The sequence below is a fragment of the Halobacterium hubeiense genome (genome assembly GCF_001488575.1).
Taxonomy (GTDB): Archaea; Halobacteriota; Halobacteria; order Halobacteriales; family Halobacteriaceae; genus Halobacterium; species Halobacterium hubeiense.
Genome location: NZ_LN831302.1, coordinates 1,230,766 through 1,245,878, shown reverse-complemented (window position 1 = coordinate 1,245,878; position 15,113 = coordinate 1,230,766). Strand labels below are relative to the sequence as shown.

Here is a 15,113-nt window from a genome sequence, read left to right as displayed (position 1 = left end):
TGGCTCACAACCCAATATAACGGTCGTTCATTGTCGTCTGTGCCAACCGACGCCCGGAGTGGTTGTAGCCGACTCCCACAGCCTTATCCTCGCGCCTGTCGATGCCGACAGGCATGGACGAACGCGACGTACGGCTCCTGAAAGCCATCTCCGACCTCGGCACCAGCAGCCCCGAGGAACTCCACGAGGCCACCGACATCCCCGTTTCCACGATTCACTACCGGCTGAACAACCTCCGCGAGGAGGGCGTCGTCGAGAACGACCTCTACGACCTCGACCTCGACGAACTCGGACTGGGCGTCACCGTCGTCCTCGAAGTCCTCACCTCCTACGAGGGCAGCTACGAGGACGTCGGCGAGAAGATCAGCGGCGTCGAGGGCGTCACGCAGACGTTCTTCACGATGGGCGAGACCGACTTCATGGTGCTGGCGCGGCTCCCGCACTCCGACGACGTCGAGCGGCTCATCTCCGACTTCGAGGCGATTCCGGAGGTCGACCGCACGAACTCCACGTTCGTCATCGCCCGGCAGAAAGACACCGCCCGCCCGCTCCAGAGCTACGAACTGGAGACGCTGCTCGAAGAACTGGCCGACGAGTAGTTACGCGCGCTGCTGAATCTCCTCGCGCAGCACCTCACTGACGAGGTCGCCGTCCGCCTTCCCGCGGAGCGCGCCCATGCACTCGCCCATCAGCCCGGAGAACGCGCCCATCCCCTCTTCCTCGACCTGCTCGCTGTTGCGCTCGACGACCTCCACGACCGCCTCGCGGACCTCGTCCTCGCCCGCGGAGCCGAGCCCCAGTTCCTCGGCAAGCTCGGCGGCTTCCCGGTCGGGCTGTTCGGCCAGCGCCGCCAGCAGTTCCGGCACGCCCTCCTGTGCGAGTTCGCCCTCCGCCACGAGGTCGAGCACGCCGCGGAAGTGGTCGTCGCCGAGGTTCTCGACGGGCACGTCGTCGCGGCGCAGCTCCGTCACGGTTGATTCGAGCGTCTGCGCGGCGAGCGTCGCGTCCACGCCCGCCTCGACGCGCTCCTCGAACAGCGGCCACCGGCGGCCGTACGCCACCTGCTCGGCGAGCCCCGCGTCGAGGCCGTAGTCATCCTGATACCGCTGGACTTTCTCCGTCAGGAGTTCGGGGGTCTCAACCTCCGAAGGGTCGGGGTCGACGGGCGGCACGTCTGTCTCGGGGTACATCCGCGCCGCGCCCGGCAGCGGGCGCAGGTACTCCGAGGTACCGTCGTCGTTCGCGCCCCGGGTCTCCTCCGGGACGCCCTCGATTGCGGTGCGCGCTCGCTCCGCGACCGCGTCGATGGCGCCCGTCGCCACGTCGGGCTCGTCCGCGACGATGGCGACCGCGTCGTCCTCGCCCGCGCCGACTGCCTCGCGGAGCGCCTCGACCTCCGCCTCGGTGACGCCGTACGCCGGCAGTTCGTCCGTGTGGAAGATGCCGCCCGCGCCGTGGCGCTTCGCGTGGTCGGAGAACTCCGTGCCGAGCCGGCGGTCGTCCTGCAGTTCGCGGCCGACTAGCCCGTCGAAGCCGTACAGCGGCACCGCGTGGACGACGCCGTCGGCGTCTAGTGCGCCGCGAATCACGCCCGAGTCGGTATCGGCGAAGACGTCCGTGACGTCCTGCGTGTCGCCGACGCTGGCGTCCCGAGACTGGAGTTCGTCGGCGATGTCCACGAGTTCGACCTGCCGCCGGACCTCCTCGCGCACGAGGTCGTCGATGTCGTCGAGGCTCTGGACGCCCTTCATCTCCACGCGCGCGCCCTCCTCGATGGAGACGTTCACGTCTTGGCGAATCGTCCCGAGCCCGCGCTTGACTTTCCCCGTCGAGCGCAGCAACATTCCGATGCGCTCGGCGGCCTCCCGCGCCTGCTCGGGCGTCGAGATGTCCGGCTTCGTGCCGATTTCCACGAGCGGGATGCCCAGCCGGTCCAGCGAGAACTGCACGCCGCCCTCCCGTTCCTCGACGCGCTGGGCGGACTCCTCTTCGAGCATCAGATCCTCGATGCCGACGCTCCCCTCGCTGGTCTCGATTTCGCCGTCGTGAGCCATCAGCGTCGAGCGCTGGAACCCCGACGTGTTCGACCCGTCGATGACGACCTTCCGCATCACGTGCGCGCGGTCGACCGGGTCCATGTCCAGCAGCTGCGTGATTTCCAGCGCCGTCGCGAGGGCTTCCTCGTCGAGGCGGTGGGGCGGCTCGTCGTCCTCCTCGACGAGACACGTCGTGTCGTACGCGAGGTATTCGAACTCCCGTTCGACCTTGCTCTCCTCGAGGGCGGCCTCGTCGATTTCGCCCAATTCGGAGCGCGTCGGGTGGAGGTAGCGCGTGAACGTCCGCTCGGCCTCCTCGGGCTCGCGGAGCTCCGTCGGGCACTCGCAGAACAGCTTCGTCGCCGTGTCCAATTGCTGGTGGATTTCCAGCCCGGCGACGAGCCCCAGCTCGTCGTAGTCGAACTCGGTCATTACGTGGTCGTGTGCGGGCGAACGATAAAAAACCGTTCAGTCTGTCGTCCCGTCGTCGTGCTCGCGCTCGTAGACGACGTCGAGCACGCGGTCGCGGACGGTCACCGCGACGTCGTCGGCGTCGTCCTCGTCGCGGTCCAAAGCCGCGGCGTCGCCCGCCGATATCGAGCGCGAGCCGGCGGTGTCGAAGATGACCGTCGCGAGCCGCCAGCGCCGCTGGAAGACGGTCTGCCGTCGGATGACCGTCTGGATGCGGCGGTAGGGGACGATGCGCGTGCTGCGGTTCCAGAACCCGCCCTGCGTGACGACGTGGTCCGGGCCGAGTTCGTAGCCGCGGTGGCGATGCGAGAGCCGCGCGGCGGGCCACGCCAGCAGGAGCAACACGCCGGCCGCGTACCACGGCACGCTCGCGAGGAATTGGTCGACGGCGAACCCCGCCGCGACCACCGCGAGGCCCGCGAGCAGGTACCGGCGGACGTAGCGTTTGCGGGCGCGCTCGGGCGGCCGTTCGACCTCGAAGTCGTGGAACGGCTCCAGCGTGCGAGCCAGCGACAGCACGTCCTCGCGGGGCGCGATGGGGATGGCCGCCTCAGAGCCGCCGCTGGGCTGGCTGCCGGGCGCGTAGCCCGCGGTCTCGACGGCCAGCGACGCGAATCCCCACCGGCGCATCAGGACGTTCTCCTCGACGGCGACGGTCTGGAGCTTCGACAGCGGGATTGTGCCGTCCCGCCGCGACAGCAGCCCGCGCTCGTAGCGCAGGTCGTCGCCGACGCGGCGCAGCCGGAAGCCGTAGAACTGGACGATGCGCGCGACCGCCGACGCCGCCCACAGCCCGAGCGCCGCCACGACTGCGAGGCCGACGACGGCGGCGACGCCGAGCCCGGACAGCGAGACGCGGTCACCGAACGTCGGCGCGAGGAACGTCGCGAGCGCGACCACGCCCGAGGCCAAGCGCGGGTCGAAGGAGAGCGCGCCGTACAACAGGAGGTCGCGGTCCGAGAGCTCGAACAGCGTCTCGCCGCCCGCGGTCGGTTCTGCGGCTTCCGCTTCCTCGCTTGCGGCCTCTGCGCTCTCCTCTCGCTGGAGCGCCGCGCGCTTCTCCCGAATCGCCTCCTGCAGCCGGTCGGCCTCCTCGCCGCCGACGAACCGCAGGTTCGCCTCCGTGCCGCCGCCGCCCGCCGTCTCCACGTCGACCACCGCGATGCCGAGCAGGCGCGCGACGAACGACCGCGTGACGTCGACGTTCTGCACGCGGCGCAGCGGAATCTCGCGCTCGCGCCGCGAGAACACCCCCGAGGCGATGTCGAGGCTGTCGTCGGTGAGCTCGTAGTCGAAGCGCCGGTAGTACGCCACCTCGTAGCCCGCGAGGGCGGCCAGCACGAGGACCACGAGCACGACGACGCCGCTGAGCAACACCGGGTCGCCGCCCGCGAACGCGAACCCCGCGAAGATGAACGCCCACGCGACGCCGACGGCCCGCGACACCGCGCGGACGGGAATCGACAGCGGGTGGAGTTTCACACCGCATCCCCGGCGTCGCCGGTCTCGGGCTCGCTCTCGATTGCGAGGCGCCGCAGCGTCTCCTGGACGTCGTCGGCGCGCTCGGCGACCAGCCCGGGAATCGAGACGTCAGCGCCCCGCGACCCCGCGGTGTAGACGACGACGCTGCTCAGGCCGAGCGCGCGCTCGATGGGCCCGCGGCGCGCGTCGACGTGCTGGACGCGCACGTACGGGACGACCGTGCGGACGTTCACGAGCACGCCGCGCTCGATGTAGAGCGTGTCCTCGCGGACCTCGAAGCGCCACGCCCGGTACCGGAGGACGGCGTGGACGGCGCCGAGCACGAGGATGGCACCGAACACGCCGCCCCCGACGAGGACGGGCGAGACGGTCACGCGCTCGACGACGCCCGCTGCGACGGCGGCGACGACGCCGGCGACCACGGAGCCGACGAACACGCGGAAGAGCCAGATGAAGCGGACGCGAGAGTCGAGTCGTTCCATGCGTCGGCCATCGAAACGCGGGTACAAGAAGGTAGGCGGGGCGTCGCCGCGGGCGCCGGGTTCAGTCGTCGCCGGAGAGGATGCCGCGGTGGGTCATCTTCTCGGGGTCGAGGACGTCCTCGGCGTCGCTCTCGGAGAGGTAGCCCTTCTCGACGACGACCTCCTTGACGGACTTGCCCTCCTTGAGCGCGGCCTTCGCGACCTCGCTGGCCTTGTCGTAGCCGATGGCGGGGTTGAGCGCGGTCGCCAGCGCCATCGAGCGCTCGACCTGTTCCTCGCAGTATTCTTCGTTGGCTTCCAGTTTCGCGACGAACTTCTCGGCGAACGCGACGCTGGCGTTCGCGATGACGTTCGCGGATTCGAGGAAGTTGTGCGCGATGACGGGCTTGTAGAGGTTGAGGTCAAGCTGGCCCTCGACGGCGCCGGCGTTCACGGCGGCGTCGTTGCCGACGACCTGCTTGTGGACCTGATTGACGGCTTCGGCGACGACGGGGTTGATTTTCCCGGGCATGATGGAGGAGCCGGGCTGGTTCTCGGGCTGCTCGATTTCGCCGAGGCCGTTGCGCGGCCCGGACGCGAGCAGGCGGAGGTCGTTGGCGATTTTGTTCAGCGAGCCCGCGACCGTGCGGAGCGCGCCGTGGGCCTCGTTCATCGCGTCGTGGGCGGCCTGCGCCTCGAAGTGGTCGTCGGCCTCGCGGAAGGAGACGCCGGTCTCCTCGGAGATGTACGACGCCGCCTTCTCGGGGAACTCGGGATGGGTGTTGAGCCCGGTACCGACCGCGGTACCGCCGAGCGCGAGCTCCGAGAGGTGGCTCTTCACGTCGCGCACGCGCTCGATGCCCTTCTCGACCTGCGTGCGGTAGCCGCCGAACTCCTGCCCGAGGCGGACGGGCGTCGCGTCCTGGAGGTGCGTGCGGCCGGTCTTGACGACGCCGTCGAACTCCTCGGCCTTCTCGTCGAGGGCGTCCGCGAGCAGTTCGAGCGCGGGCTCGACGTCCTTCTCGACGGCCTCCAAGGCGGCGACGTGCATCGCGGTCGGGATGACGTCGTTGCTGGACTGCCCGTAGTTGACGTGGTCGTTGGGGTGGACGACGCGCGCGCCGACCTCCTCGCCGAGAATCTCGGCGGCGCGGTTGGCGATGACCTCGTTGGCGTTCATGTTCGAGGACGTGCCGCTGCCCGTCTGGAAGACGTCCACCGGGAACTGGTCGTCGTGCTCGCCGGCGATGACCTCGTCGGCGGCCTCGACGATGGCGTCGGCCTGCTCGTCGTCGAGGAGGCCGAGGTCGTTGTTCGCCTGCGCGGCGGCCTTCTTCACGACGCCGAGCGCGCGCACGAAGCGCCGCCCGAACGTCGCGTCCGAGATGGGGAAGTTCTCGACCGCGCGCTGGGTCTGTGCGCCCCAGTAGGCGTCCGCGGGGACCTCGATTTCGCCGAGACTGTCGCGTTCGGTTCGGTAGTCGTCACCCATACGCGGGGGGACGAAGTGACGGCGCGTAAAACCCACCGAATCGCTCCCGCCCGCGGAGCCCGCGGTCGGCAGTGTGCCCGCACCGGCGGGGGCGACATTCGCGGCGTCACTGGCGATTCCTCCGCGAGCGCCCGACCCAAAATAACGTTCGTTACATACTCGAAACGCGCGATTTCGGGGAGTAAACGCTATCTGGGGCGTACGTGTCAGGGTTGTTGACAAACCTTACTCGGTTTTGGATTAAATATTAGCAACAATTAAGTGGAGCGCCACGAATGGCTCGTGTAGGTTTCACACACGGTTACCATGACTTCCGATACCAACCTCACGCGACGACGCTACTTGCAAGGTGCTGGCGCGGCCGGCGCCGCGCTCACGATGGCCGGCTGCCTCGGCGGCGGCGGAGGCGGCGGCAGCGAAGAAGTCGAACTGCTCCACGGCTGGAGCGGCGGCGACGGGCAGGCCGCCTTCGACGCGCTCCTCGCGGGCTTCGAAGAGGAGTACCCTGACGTCGACGTCAACGCCAACGCCATCGGTGGCAGCGGCAACACGACCCTCGACGCCCGCATCAACACGCGCCTCGGCAACAACAACCCGCCGAGCTCGTGGGCCGAGTGGCCCGGCCAGAACCTCACGCAGTTCACGTCCGAGGACCTCCTCGGGGACATCGAGGAGGACGTCTGGTCGCAGAACAACATGAAGGAGGCGTACCTCGAAGGCCCCCAGGAGGCCGCACAGGTCGGCGGGTCGTACGTCTGCGTGCCGACGAACATCCACCGGCTCAACAACGTCTTCTACAACGTGAGCGTCCTCGAGGACGCCGGCATCGACGCCGGCTCTCTCGAGACGCCCGCCGACCTCGTCGAGGCGGCGGCCACCGTCGAGGAGGAGACCGACGCCATCGGGTTCGCCCACGCGATGTCGAACCCGTGGACGACCCTCCAGCTGTGGGCGTGCGTCTTCCTCGGCGAGCACGGGACGGAAGCCTACGACGCGTTCATCAACGGCGAAGGCGACGTCGACAAGGTGCAGTCCTCCCTTGAGACGGTCGCCGAGCTCAGCGAGTACTTCAATTCCGACGCCGGCACCGTCGGCTTCCAGGAGGCCAACCAGTACGTCATCGACGGCGAAGCCGCGTTCTTCGACAACGGCGACTGGGCGGCACAGATGTACATCTCGCAGGAGGACTTCGAGTACGGCACCGACTGGGACCACATCGCGTTCCCCGGCACCGAGGACTACTACTCGCTGAACATGGACAGCTGGGTCTTCCCGGCCGACGGCCCGAACCCCGAGGACACCAAGAAGTGGCTGACCTACTGCGGGACGAAGGACGCCCAGGTTCGCTTCAACACGAACAAGGGCTCGATTCCCCCGCGCAGCGACGTCTCCACCGAGGAGTTCGGCCCGTTCCAGACCGACCAGATCGGCGACTTCCAGGACTCGGAGGCGCAGCCGCCGTCCATCGCCCACGGCCTCGCGACGACCCCCGAAGTCCTCAACAACCTCAAGCAGGCGACGCAGAGCAACTTCAGCACGCCGTCCCAGAGCGCGGCCGAGGAGACGGCCCAGGCCTACATCGACGCGTTCTAAGCGCCTTCCAACCCCATTATTCGAATGCTCGAACGAACCCGCAAAGCACTACGGTCACTCGGCGGTGGCGACACCGACAGCACCGCCAGCACCGGCGACGCCCTCCGCACTGACGGCGGTACAGCCACGGCCGCGGAGGCCGACGGCGCCGACGACAGCGGCGGCTTCTCGCTGCCGGCGAGCCGGGACTTCCTCGGGTCGCTGCCGTTCTGGCTGCCGCCGTTCCTCCTGATGGGCTTTTTCGTCTACGGCGCCATCGGCTGGAACTTCGCGCTGTCGCTGGTCAACGTCCAGAGCTTCAACCAACCGAACTACGGTCAACTCGACTTCGAACAGTACGCCCGGGCGTTCGGCGACCCGACGTTCATTCAGGCGACCCAGAACACGTTCGTGTTGCTGGTGGCGTTCACCGTCGCCTGTCTGGTCGTCGGCCTGCTGGTCGCGATTCTCGTCGACCGGAAGGTCCGCTACGAGAACACGTTCCGGACGATATACCTGCTGCCGTTCAGCCTCTCGTTCGTCGTCACGGCCCAGTTCTGGCTGTGGATGTACAACGTCGACAACGGGATGGTGAACCTCGTGACGGGCACGCTCGGGCTCGGCACCTACGACTGGCTGTCGAACCCCCAGCTCGCGCTCGGCGCGGTCGTGTTCGCGCTCATCTGGCAGTTCTCCGGGTACGCGATGGTCGTCTACCTCGCGGGGCTGCGAGCCATCCCCGACGAGCACTACGAGGCCGCGCGCGTGGACGGCGCGAGCACGCTGAAGATGTACTGGCGGGTCATCGTCCCGCAGTTGAAGGGCGCGACCATCAGCGCCTCCGTCGTGCTGGTGGTGTTCGCGCTGAAGGCCTTCGACTTCCTGTACTCGCTGACGGGCGGCTACTACCCGCCGAAGGGGACGGACATTCTCGCGACGCTGATGGTCCGGCAGGCGTTCTCCGCGGGCCAGCGCTCGTACGCTGCGGCTATCGCCATCATGTTGTTCCTGCTCGCACTCGCGGTCATCGCACCGTACCTGACCTACCAGTACCGGCGGGGTGAACTATGAGCCGCGACCCCCGACGCGTCGGCCTCTACGCCGTGCTCGTCGCGCTCGTGGCGTTCTACCTCATGCCGCTGGAAATCGGGCTAGTGACGTCGCTGAAGTCCGACGCGCTGGCGTCCGCGCCGTTCCTGCCGCCGACCCCCGAGGGGTTCACCCTCGGCGAGTGGGCGACGGCGTTCAGCGCTCTCAAGGACGGCCTCGTCAACAGCGTCCTGCTGGCGGTGCCGGCGACCGTCCTCTCGGCGCTGCTCGGGAGCATGGCCGCCTACGGCCTGACGACCCTCGACTGGCGGGGACAGGTCGGCATCTTCGCGCTGTTCCTCGCGGGCATCTTCATCCCGTACCAGGCAGTGCTCATCCCGCTGTCGAAGTTCTGGTCGGTGTACCTGCCGCTGGACGAGATTCTGTGGCCGCTGTGGCAGCTGCCGTACCTCGGCTCGCACCACGGCGACCTGCTGGCGCTCATCATCTCCCACGCCGCCTACGGCGTCCCCATCTGTACGCTGCTGTTCCGCACGTACTACCGGGACATCTCCACGGAGATGGTGGAGGCCGCGCGCCTCGACGGCGCGACCGCGTACACCATCTACAGGCGCATCATCCTGCCGCTGTCGGTGCCGATGTTCGCGGTCACGCTCATCTACCAGTTCACGCAGGTGTGGAACGATCTGCTGTTCGCGCTCGTCATCATGGGCCCCGGCGAAGGGGCGCCCGTCACCGTCGGCCTGACGAACCTCGGGTCGAGCCTGACCGACGTCGGGTTCGCGGTGAAGATGGCGGGGGCGTTCATCGCGGCGCTACCGACCATAATCGTTTACGTCATCTTCGGCGACCAGTTCGCCAAGGGTGTCGCAACATGACTACGGAGGAATACTAATGGCTGAACTCGTACTCGACGGCGTAACGAAGTACTTCGACGACGACGGCGACCGCATCGTCGCGGTCGACGACGCGAGCATCGACATCGAGGACGGAGAGTTCCTCGTCCTCGTCGGCCCCTCGGGCTGTGGGAAGTCCACCACGCTGCGCATGATTGCGGGGCTGGAGACGGTCAGCGAGGGCGAAATCCGCCTGGACGGCACGGTCATCAACGACCGCGCGCCCGCCGACCGGAACATCGCGATGGTGTTCCAGTCGTACGCGCTGTACCCCCACATGAGCGTCCGGCAGAACATGAGCTTCGGGCTCGAGGAGTCCACGAGCATGGGCGACAGCGAAATCGGCCAGCGCGTCGAGGACGCCGCGGACACGATGGACATCCCGGAACTGCTGGACCGCAAGCCCAGCGAACTCTCCGGTGGCCAGCAGCAGCGCGTCGCGCTGGGCCGCGCCATCGTCCGCGACCCCGAAGTGTTCCTCATGGACGAGCCGCTGAGCAACCTCGACGCGAAGCTCCGGTCGTCGATGCGCACGGAGCTCCAGCGCATCCAGGAGGAACTCGGCGTGACGACGGTGTACGTCACCCACGACCAGACCGAGGCGATGACGATGGGCGACCGCATCGCCATCCTCAACGACGGCCGCCTCCAGCAGGTCGCGACGCCGCTGGAAGCCTACCACGAGCCCGCAAACGAGTTCGTCGCGGGCTTCATCGGCGACCCGTCGATGAACTTCTTCGACGCGACCGTCGAGGACGGCGCGCTCGTCACCGACCAGTTCGACTACCCGCTCTCGGAGGCGACGCTCGCGGACCTCGACGGCGAGACCGACGTGACGCTGGGCGTCCGCCCCGAGGACATCGAAATCGTCCCCGAGGCGACCGGCGACCACGACTTCGCGGCGACCGTCGATGTCGTCGAGCCGCTGGGCAACGAGAACAACGTCTACCTCCAGTTCGACGCCGACGACACCGACACCACGTTCACGGCGGTCGTGGACGCGACCACGCCGCTGTCCGCCGGCGAGTCGGTCACCGCGCGCATCCCCGAGGAGACCGTCCACGTCTTCGACGCGGACTCCGGCGACGCGCTGCACAACCGCGACGCCGAGGCGAACGGCGTCCTTCTCGGTCAGTAAGCAGTTTCTCGTTCTTCGTTCGGTTCGACCGCTCTCGCCGCTAGGCGTGCTCGTCGTACTCCTCGGGCGTGTACGTGGACAGTTCCAGCGCGTGAATCTCCTCGGTCATGTGCTCGTCGAGCGCGTCGTAGACGAGCTGGTGTTGCTGGACGAGGCGCTTCCCCTCGAAGGCGGGCGAGACGACGGTGGCGGCGAGGTGGTCGTCGTCGGTCTCGCCGCGCATCCGCGAGATTGTCGCCTCGGCGTCCGGAATCTCCTCTTCGATGATGGCTTCGATGTCCGCGAACGTCAGGTCCATACCCACCGTTGGGCGAGCCGGCGAGAAAAGCCCGTGGGTCCCGGCGTCACGTCCACTGGTCGAGGCCGGTCTGGACGACACTGTCCTCGATGCGGGCGAACCCGCGTTCGAGTTCGTCGGCGGCGACCTCCCACTCCTCGATTACGTACTCGCGGGCGGCGTCGATGTCCGGGGACGAGTCGAGGTCGAGGTCGTAGTCGTCGGTGACGTCGGGGTTCAGGAACAGCTCGCGGATGCGGTCGGCGTACTCGACGTGCTCGCCCTCCGCGTCGAGGACGCCCCAGAGGTCGCCGTGTTCACGGATGGCCTTCAGCGCGGTCTTCGGGCCGAAGCCCGTGATGCCCTCGTTGAAGTCCGTGCCGCAGAGGATGCCGACGTCCACGAGCTGCTCCCACGTCAGGTCGTGTTTCTCCAGCGTGGCTTGGAAGTCCATGCGCTCGGGGTCGCCCTTGCTCGTGAGCTGGCGCAGCGTCACCGGCGACCCGAGCAGGAGGCAGTCGTAGTCGTCGCTGCCCGCGTAGTCCACGTCGTCGTCCACGCGCGCCATGTGCGCGGCCTGCGCCTCGCCCTCCGCGGGCGCCTCGACCTGCGGCACGTCCAGCAGGTTCAGGAGTTCGCGGGAGGTCTCGTGGATGGTCTCCGTGAGCCGCTGCGTGCGCGCTTCGAGGCGCGCCGCCTCGATGGCCTCGCCCGCTTCGCGTGCTTCTTCCAACTGTTCCTCGTAGCGCTCGCGCTGCTCGCGGCGCGCCTCCACCTCGTCGTCCTTGAGTTCGGTGACGCCGCCGTCCCAGACGAACACCGGCGTGAGGTCGTGCTCGAAGAACTTCGGGAGGCCCTGCACGATGCCGACGAGGTTCGCGACCTCGATGCCGTCGCCGGTCGTGTACACGTCGTCGCTGGTCCACTGGACGGTCGTCGTGAGGTACTTGTACAGCCAGTTGTGCGCGTCCACGGCCACCACGTCCCCCTCCAGCTCGTCGAAGGGGACCTCCTCGATGACCGCGAGCTGTCGGAGGTCCGCGTTACCCATTACGCCCCACTAGGCGGCCCCCGGATTTAACCGTTCAGTCACGCGCTCGCCAGCAGCGCGAGCCCGACGCTCGCGGTGAGGACGCCGACAGCGCGCCACTCCCGGAGGTCGTCTCTCGCGGTGGGGAACAGGGACCGGGAGACGGCTCGGGCGCGCGCCGGCGCGACCGCGGTCGCCGTGCCGACGGCGACGAGGCCCGCGCCGACCGTCAGGTGGACCGTCGACTGCAGCGTCATCGTTCTCTCGTCCGTTCGTGACCCGGAAAAGCTACGCGCTCAGGACCGCGGGCGGCCCACAACCGGCTTTCCGGTCGAGGAACGCCGCTTCCTCGTCGGAGAGGTCGCGCTCGCGGTAGACGTCGAAGCCGTCCTGATAGCGCGCCGCGCGGTCCGCGCAGGGCCGCTCCAGCACCAACTCCGCGATGCCGGTCTCCTCGCCCGTGAACCCGAAGCCGGCCTTGTGGAGCGCCTCGTACGCGAACGGGTTGTTCACTGCAATCTTGACGCGCTCGCGGTCGGCGAGCAGGTGGGCGGCGGCGAACGCACAGAGTTGCGCGCCGACGCCGTCACCGCGGCGGTCCTCGCGCACCGTGACGTACCGCAGCCACGCTGTCTCCGAGTCGGTGCGGTCGTCGTTGAACGAGACCGCGCCCACGACGTCCGAGAGGGTTTCGTCGGTCTCGCGGGCCGCCGGCGGCCACGCACCGCGCTCGGCCAGCGGCGCGCCCTCGAACGCTATCGCCTTCCCGGTGTTCGACATCACGAACTTCCCGGCGTAGCTGAACGCCCGCCAGTCCAGTCGGAGCGTCGGGCCGTCGTCGGGGCCGCCGAGGACCGCGTACTGCACGCGCGTCGGTTGGACGCCGAGGGCAAAGAGTTGCGTGCCTGCGGGCCGAAGGCAGGGGTATGCACGACGTCCGGTACTTCGAGCGGTTCGCGCCGGTGTACGACCTCGCGATGCCGGCCGCGGACCGCGGCGACCTCGCGGCGGGGCTGGCGGCGGCCGAGCGCCCGGTCGAGCGCGTGCTGGACGTCGGCGGCGGCACGGGGCGCGCCGCTCGCGCGCTCGCTCGGGACACCGAGGAAGTGCCGGGCCGGGACGTGACTGTCGTCGACGCGAGCGCGCGGATGCTCGCGGAAGCCCGCGGGGCCGGGCTGTCGGCGGTTCGCGGCGACGCCGCCGAACTCCCGTTCCGCGACGACAGCGTCGATGCAGTCGTCGTCGTGGACGCGCTGCATCACTTCCCTGACCGGGACGGCGCGCTCGCGGAGGCGAAGCGCGTTCTCCGACCGGGCGGCGTCCTCGTCGTCCGCGACTTCGACCCGGAGACGCTTCGCGGGCGGCTGCTGGTCGCCGCCGAGCACGCCGTCGCGTTCCGCTCGGCGTTCGACGCGCCGGACGACCTCGCGGCGAGGATGGAGCGCACGGGACTAAACGCTCGCGTGCTCGACCGCGGGTTCGCGTTCACGGTCGCCGGCGTCGAACCGGGAGCGACATAGGCCCCCGCGCCGAACGCCCAGACATGGACCTCTACGACGCCGACCCGCGCGCAGTCGTTCGATTCCTGCCGGGCGACCTGCTGGCCATCGCCGCGTTCGTGCTCGTCGGGACGCTCTCGCACGGGACGCTGACGCCGCAGCGGTACGTCAACGTCCTCGTCCCGTTTGCCGTCGGCTGGGTCGTCGTCGCGCCGTTCGCGGGCGCCTACGACACGGGCGTCCGCGAGTCCTCGAGGGCCGCGCTGCTGTACGGCGCGGCGTCGTGGCTCGGCGCGGACTTCCTCGCGCAGTTGCTGCGCGGGACGCCGTTCTTCCGAGGGAGCGCCGACCCACAGTTCTTCGTCGTCGCGCTCGTGTTCGGCACGATAGCGCTCACTGTCGCGCGATTCCTCACACTAGTGGTCGTGGACTACCGCGGGTAGCCCGAGGGGCTACCGCGCGGCGAGGACGGCGGCGATTGCGGCGCCCGCGACCGCGAACGCCGCCAGCACGCCGAACAGCGCGGTCGCGTCGGCGTACTGGAGGACGGCGCCGGCGATGGCGGAGCCGGCGGAGCCGACGCCGAACACGCCGAGGTAGGTGTAGCCGTAGGAGAGCCCGCGCGTCCCCGAGGGCGTGTACTGGGCGACCGTCGCCTGGTACATCGGCTGGATGACGAACAACGCGAACCCGAGGAACGCGCCGACTACCAGCAGCGGCACGAGCCCGGCGTTCGCGGCCGGCAGGAAGACGACCGCCAGCACCGCGAGCGCGGCGAACGTGAGGCCGATGCCGCGCTCGGTCGGGATGCGCTCGGTGAGTTTCCCGCCGGCGTACTGTCCGGCGACGCCGACTGTCAGCAGGCCGGCGTACGCGTAGCGGTACGGTTCGAGCTCGCGGCCGGCGAACTCGACGGGCGCGAACGCGGGCATCTGGGAGAGCAGGTCGGGGAGGAACGTGAGGACGCCGCGGTAGTAGAGCCCGCTCAGCATCACGATGGCGAAGACGGCGACGAACGGGCCGACGAACAGGAGCTTCGACTCCGAGAGGAACTCGCCGACCGAGGAGATGCCGACGCTGGCCTTCGAGTCACCGCCGTCGGTGGCGGTGACGGCGGCGCGCTCGTCGAAGCGCACGCGGAGCGCGACGAGACCCGCGACGACGGCGGGCACCGCGAGCAGCGCGGTGACGACCCGCCAGTCCGCGACGAGCAACAGCAGCGTCACCGCCAGCGGCCCGGCCGCGGTGCCGATGTTACCGGCGATGCCGTGGTAGGCGAACGCGTCGCCGCGCTGTTCGACGCCCGTGGAGATGAGCGACAGCCCCGAGGGGTGGTAGACGCTGGCGGCGACCCCCCAGCAGACGAGCGCAAGCGCGACGACGACGATGGACGGCGCGACCGACAGCAGGGCGAACGACGCCGCCATGCCGAACAGGCAGCCCGCGATGAGCTTCCGCGACCCGACGGTGTCCGAGAGGATGCCGCCGGGGAGCGCGCCGAGGCCGAACAGCGCGTAGCCGGCCGCGACGACGAGCCCGACGGTGCCCTGTCCGACCGGGAACGTCTCTAGCCACAGCGGGATGAGAATCGGGATGGAGAGTTCGTACGTGTGGACCATGGCGTGCGCGAGCGCCACGAGCCCGACGATAGAGCGGTCGTTGCGGTTCACAGTGTGCGGTCGCAGAATTGCTCGTCACCGTTAAAGACG

General features: G+C 69.0%; 16 protein-coding genes. 7 read left to right on the top strand and 9 right to left on the bottom strand.

Annotated features, from left to right (window positions below; genetic code table 11):
* Positions 1-113: 113 nt before the first annotated feature.
* Complete coding sequence (locus HHUB_RS06420; protein ID WP_059056756.1) at positions 114-599, top strand: Lrp/AsnC family transcriptional regulator; 486 nt, start codon at positions 114-116, stop codon at positions 597-599.
* On the opposite strand, the gene gatE is transcribed toward HHUB_RS06420, so the two are convergent.
* From gatE to HHUB_RS06400, 4 genes are all read right to left on the bottom strand, one after another.
* Positions 600-2,468, bottom strand: coding sequence for a Glu-tRNA(Gln) amidotransferase subunit GatE (gatE, locus tag HHUB_RS06415; protein WP_059056755.1), 1,869 nt, complete (start codon positions 2,466-2,468; stop codon positions 600-602).
* A gap of 36 nt (positions 2,469-2,504) precedes the next feature.
* Complete coding sequence (locus HHUB_RS06410) at positions 2,505-3,989, bottom strand: PH domain-containing protein (RefSeq protein ID WP_059056754.1); 1,485 nt, start codon at positions 3,987-3,989, stop codon at positions 2,505-2,507.
* Positions 3,986-4,471, bottom strand: a complete 486-nt coding sequence (locus HHUB_RS06405) for a PH domain-containing protein (protein WP_059056753.1) — start codon at positions 4,469-4,471, stop codon at positions 3,986-3,988. Before HHUB_RS06405 ends, HHUB_RS06410 begins: the two co-directional genes overlap by 4 nt.
* A 61-nt stretch (positions 4,472-4,532) precedes the next feature.
* Positions 4,533-5,942, bottom strand: a complete 1,410-nt coding sequence (locus tag HHUB_RS06400; RefSeq protein ID WP_059056752.1) for a class II fumarate hydratase — start codon at positions 5,940-5,942, stop codon at positions 4,533-4,535.
* Between the two features lie 306 nt (positions 5,943-6,248).
* Here HHUB_RS06400 and HHUB_RS06395 point away from each other — a divergent pair, with 306 nt between their 5' ends.
* From HHUB_RS06395 to HHUB_RS06380, 4 genes are read left to right on the top strand one after another with little or no spacing between them, the layout of a single operon-like run.
* Positions 6,249-7,535: an ABC transporter substrate-binding protein gene (locus tag HHUB_RS06395; protein WP_059056751.1), complete on the top strand. Its 1,287-nt coding sequence runs from the start codon at positions 6,249-6,251 to the stop codon at positions 7,533-7,535.
* A 24-nt stretch (positions 7,536-7,559) separates the two neighbouring features.
* Entirely contained in the window at positions 7,560-8,585 is a 1,026-nt protein-coding gene (locus HHUB_RS06390; RefSeq protein ID WP_059056750.1) for a carbohydrate ABC transporter permease, read from the top strand.
* Positions 8,582-9,442, top strand: coding sequence for a carbohydrate ABC transporter permease (locus HHUB_RS06385; RefSeq protein WP_059056749.1), 861 nt, complete (start codon positions 8,582-8,584; stop codon positions 9,440-9,442). The genes HHUB_RS06390 and HHUB_RS06385 overlap by 4 nt, the downstream gene beginning before the upstream one ends.
* A gap of 16 nt (positions 9,443-9,458) precedes the next feature.
* Complete coding sequence (locus HHUB_RS06380) at positions 9,459-10,598, top strand: ABC transporter ATP-binding protein (RefSeq protein WP_059056748.1); 1,140 nt, start codon at positions 9,459-9,461, stop codon at positions 10,596-10,598.
* 40 nt (positions 10,599-10,638) lie between these two features.
* Here the strand turns inward: HHUB_RS06380 and HHUB_RS06375 are convergent, their stop codons facing one another.
* The 4 genes from HHUB_RS06375 to HHUB_RS06360 are packed head-to-tail and all read right to left on the bottom strand — an operon-like array spanning position 10,639 to position 12,772.
* Complete coding sequence (locus HHUB_RS06375) at positions 10,639-10,896, bottom strand: BolA/IbaG family iron-sulfur metabolism protein (protein WP_059056747.1); 258 nt, start codon at positions 10,894-10,896, stop codon at positions 10,639-10,641.
* Positions 10,897-10,942: 46 nt separating this feature from the next.
* On the bottom strand, positions 10,943-11,926 hold the full coding sequence (gene fen / locus HHUB_RS06370) for a flap endonuclease-1 (protein ID WP_059056746.1): 984 nt from the start codon (positions 11,924-11,926) through the stop codon (positions 10,943-10,945).
* Positions 11,927-11,964: 38 nt separating this feature from the next.
* The gene (locus HHUB_RS06365) at positions 11,965-12,162 is read right to left on the bottom strand and encodes a hypothetical protein (protein WP_059056745.1); all 198 of its coding nucleotides are present in this window, start codon (positions 12,160-12,162) and stop codon (positions 11,965-11,967) included.
* Between the two features lie 31 nt (positions 12,163-12,193).
* Complete coding sequence (locus HHUB_RS06360; protein ID WP_059056744.1) at positions 12,194-12,772, bottom strand: GNAT family N-acetyltransferase; 579 nt, start codon at positions 12,770-12,772, stop codon at positions 12,194-12,196.
* A 59-nt stretch (positions 12,773-12,831) separates the two neighbouring features.
* Here HHUB_RS06360 and HHUB_RS06355 point away from each other — a divergent pair, with 59 nt between their 5' ends.
* Positions 12,832-13,425, top strand: coding sequence for a class I SAM-dependent methyltransferase (locus HHUB_RS06355; protein ID WP_059056743.1), 594 nt, complete (start codon positions 12,832-12,834; stop codon positions 13,423-13,425).
* 23 nt (positions 13,426-13,448) lie between these two features.
* Positions 13,449-13,847 carry a DUF3054 domain-containing protein gene (locus tag HHUB_RS06350; RefSeq protein WP_059056742.1) on the top strand — a complete coding sequence of 133 codons (399 nt, stop codon included), beginning with the start codon at positions 13,449-13,451 and terminating at the stop codon, positions 13,845-13,847.
* Between the two features lie 9 nt (positions 13,848-13,856).
* On the opposite strand, the gene HHUB_RS06345 is transcribed toward HHUB_RS06350, so the two are convergent.
* A complete protein-coding gene (locus HHUB_RS06345; protein ID WP_059056741.1) occupies positions 13,857-15,074 on the bottom strand; it encodes an MFS transporter in 1,218 nt (405 codons plus the stop codon).
* Positions 15,075-15,113 lie beyond the last annotated feature (39 nt).

Coding starts and splice junctions, on each gene's coding strand:
- HHUB_RS06420 (WP_059056756.1), top strand. CDS start 114: ATGGACGAACGCGACGTACGGCTCCTGAAAGCCATCTCCGACCTCGGC.
- gatE (WP_059056755.1), bottom strand. CDS start 2,468: ATGACCGAGTTCGACTACGACGAGCTGGGGCTCGTCGCCGGGCTGGAA.
- HHUB_RS06405 (WP_059056753.1), bottom strand. CDS start 4,471: ATGGAACGACTCGACTCTCGCGTCCGCTTCATCTGGCTCTTCCGCGTG.
- HHUB_RS06400 (WP_059056752.1), bottom strand. CDS start 5,942: ATGGGTGACGACTACCGAACCGAACGCGACAGTCTCGGCGAAATCGAG.
- HHUB_RS06395 (WP_059056751.1), top strand. CDS start 6,249: ATGACTTCCGATACCAACCTCACGCGACGACGCTACTTGCAAGGTGCT.
- HHUB_RS06390 (WP_059056750.1), top strand. CDS start 7,560: ATGCTCGAACGAACCCGCAAAGCACTACGGTCACTCGGCGGTGGCGAC.
- HHUB_RS06385 (WP_059056749.1), top strand. CDS start 8,582: ATGAGCCGCGACCCCCGACGCGTCGGCCTCTACGCCGTGCTCGTCGCG.
- HHUB_RS06380 (WP_059056748.1), top strand. CDS start 9,459: ATGGCTGAACTCGTACTCGACGGCGTAACGAAGTACTTCGACGACGAC.
- HHUB_RS06375 (WP_059056747.1), bottom strand. CDS start 10,896: ATGGACCTGACGTTCGCGGACATCGAAGCCATCATCGAAGAGGAGATT.
- fen (WP_059056746.1), bottom strand. CDS start 11,926: ATGGGTAACGCGGACCTCCGACAGCTCGCGGTCATCGAGGAGGTCCCC.
- HHUB_RS06365 (WP_059056745.1), bottom strand. CDS start 12,162: ATGACGCTGCAGTCGACGGTCCACCTGACGGTCGGCGCGGGCCTCGTC.
- HHUB_RS06355 (WP_059056743.1), top strand. CDS start 12,832: ATGCACGACGTCCGGTACTTCGAGCGGTTCGCGCCGGTGTACGACCTC.
- HHUB_RS06350 (WP_059056742.1), top strand. CDS start 13,449: ATGGACCTCTACGACGCCGACCCGCGCGCAGTCGTTCGATTCCTGCCG.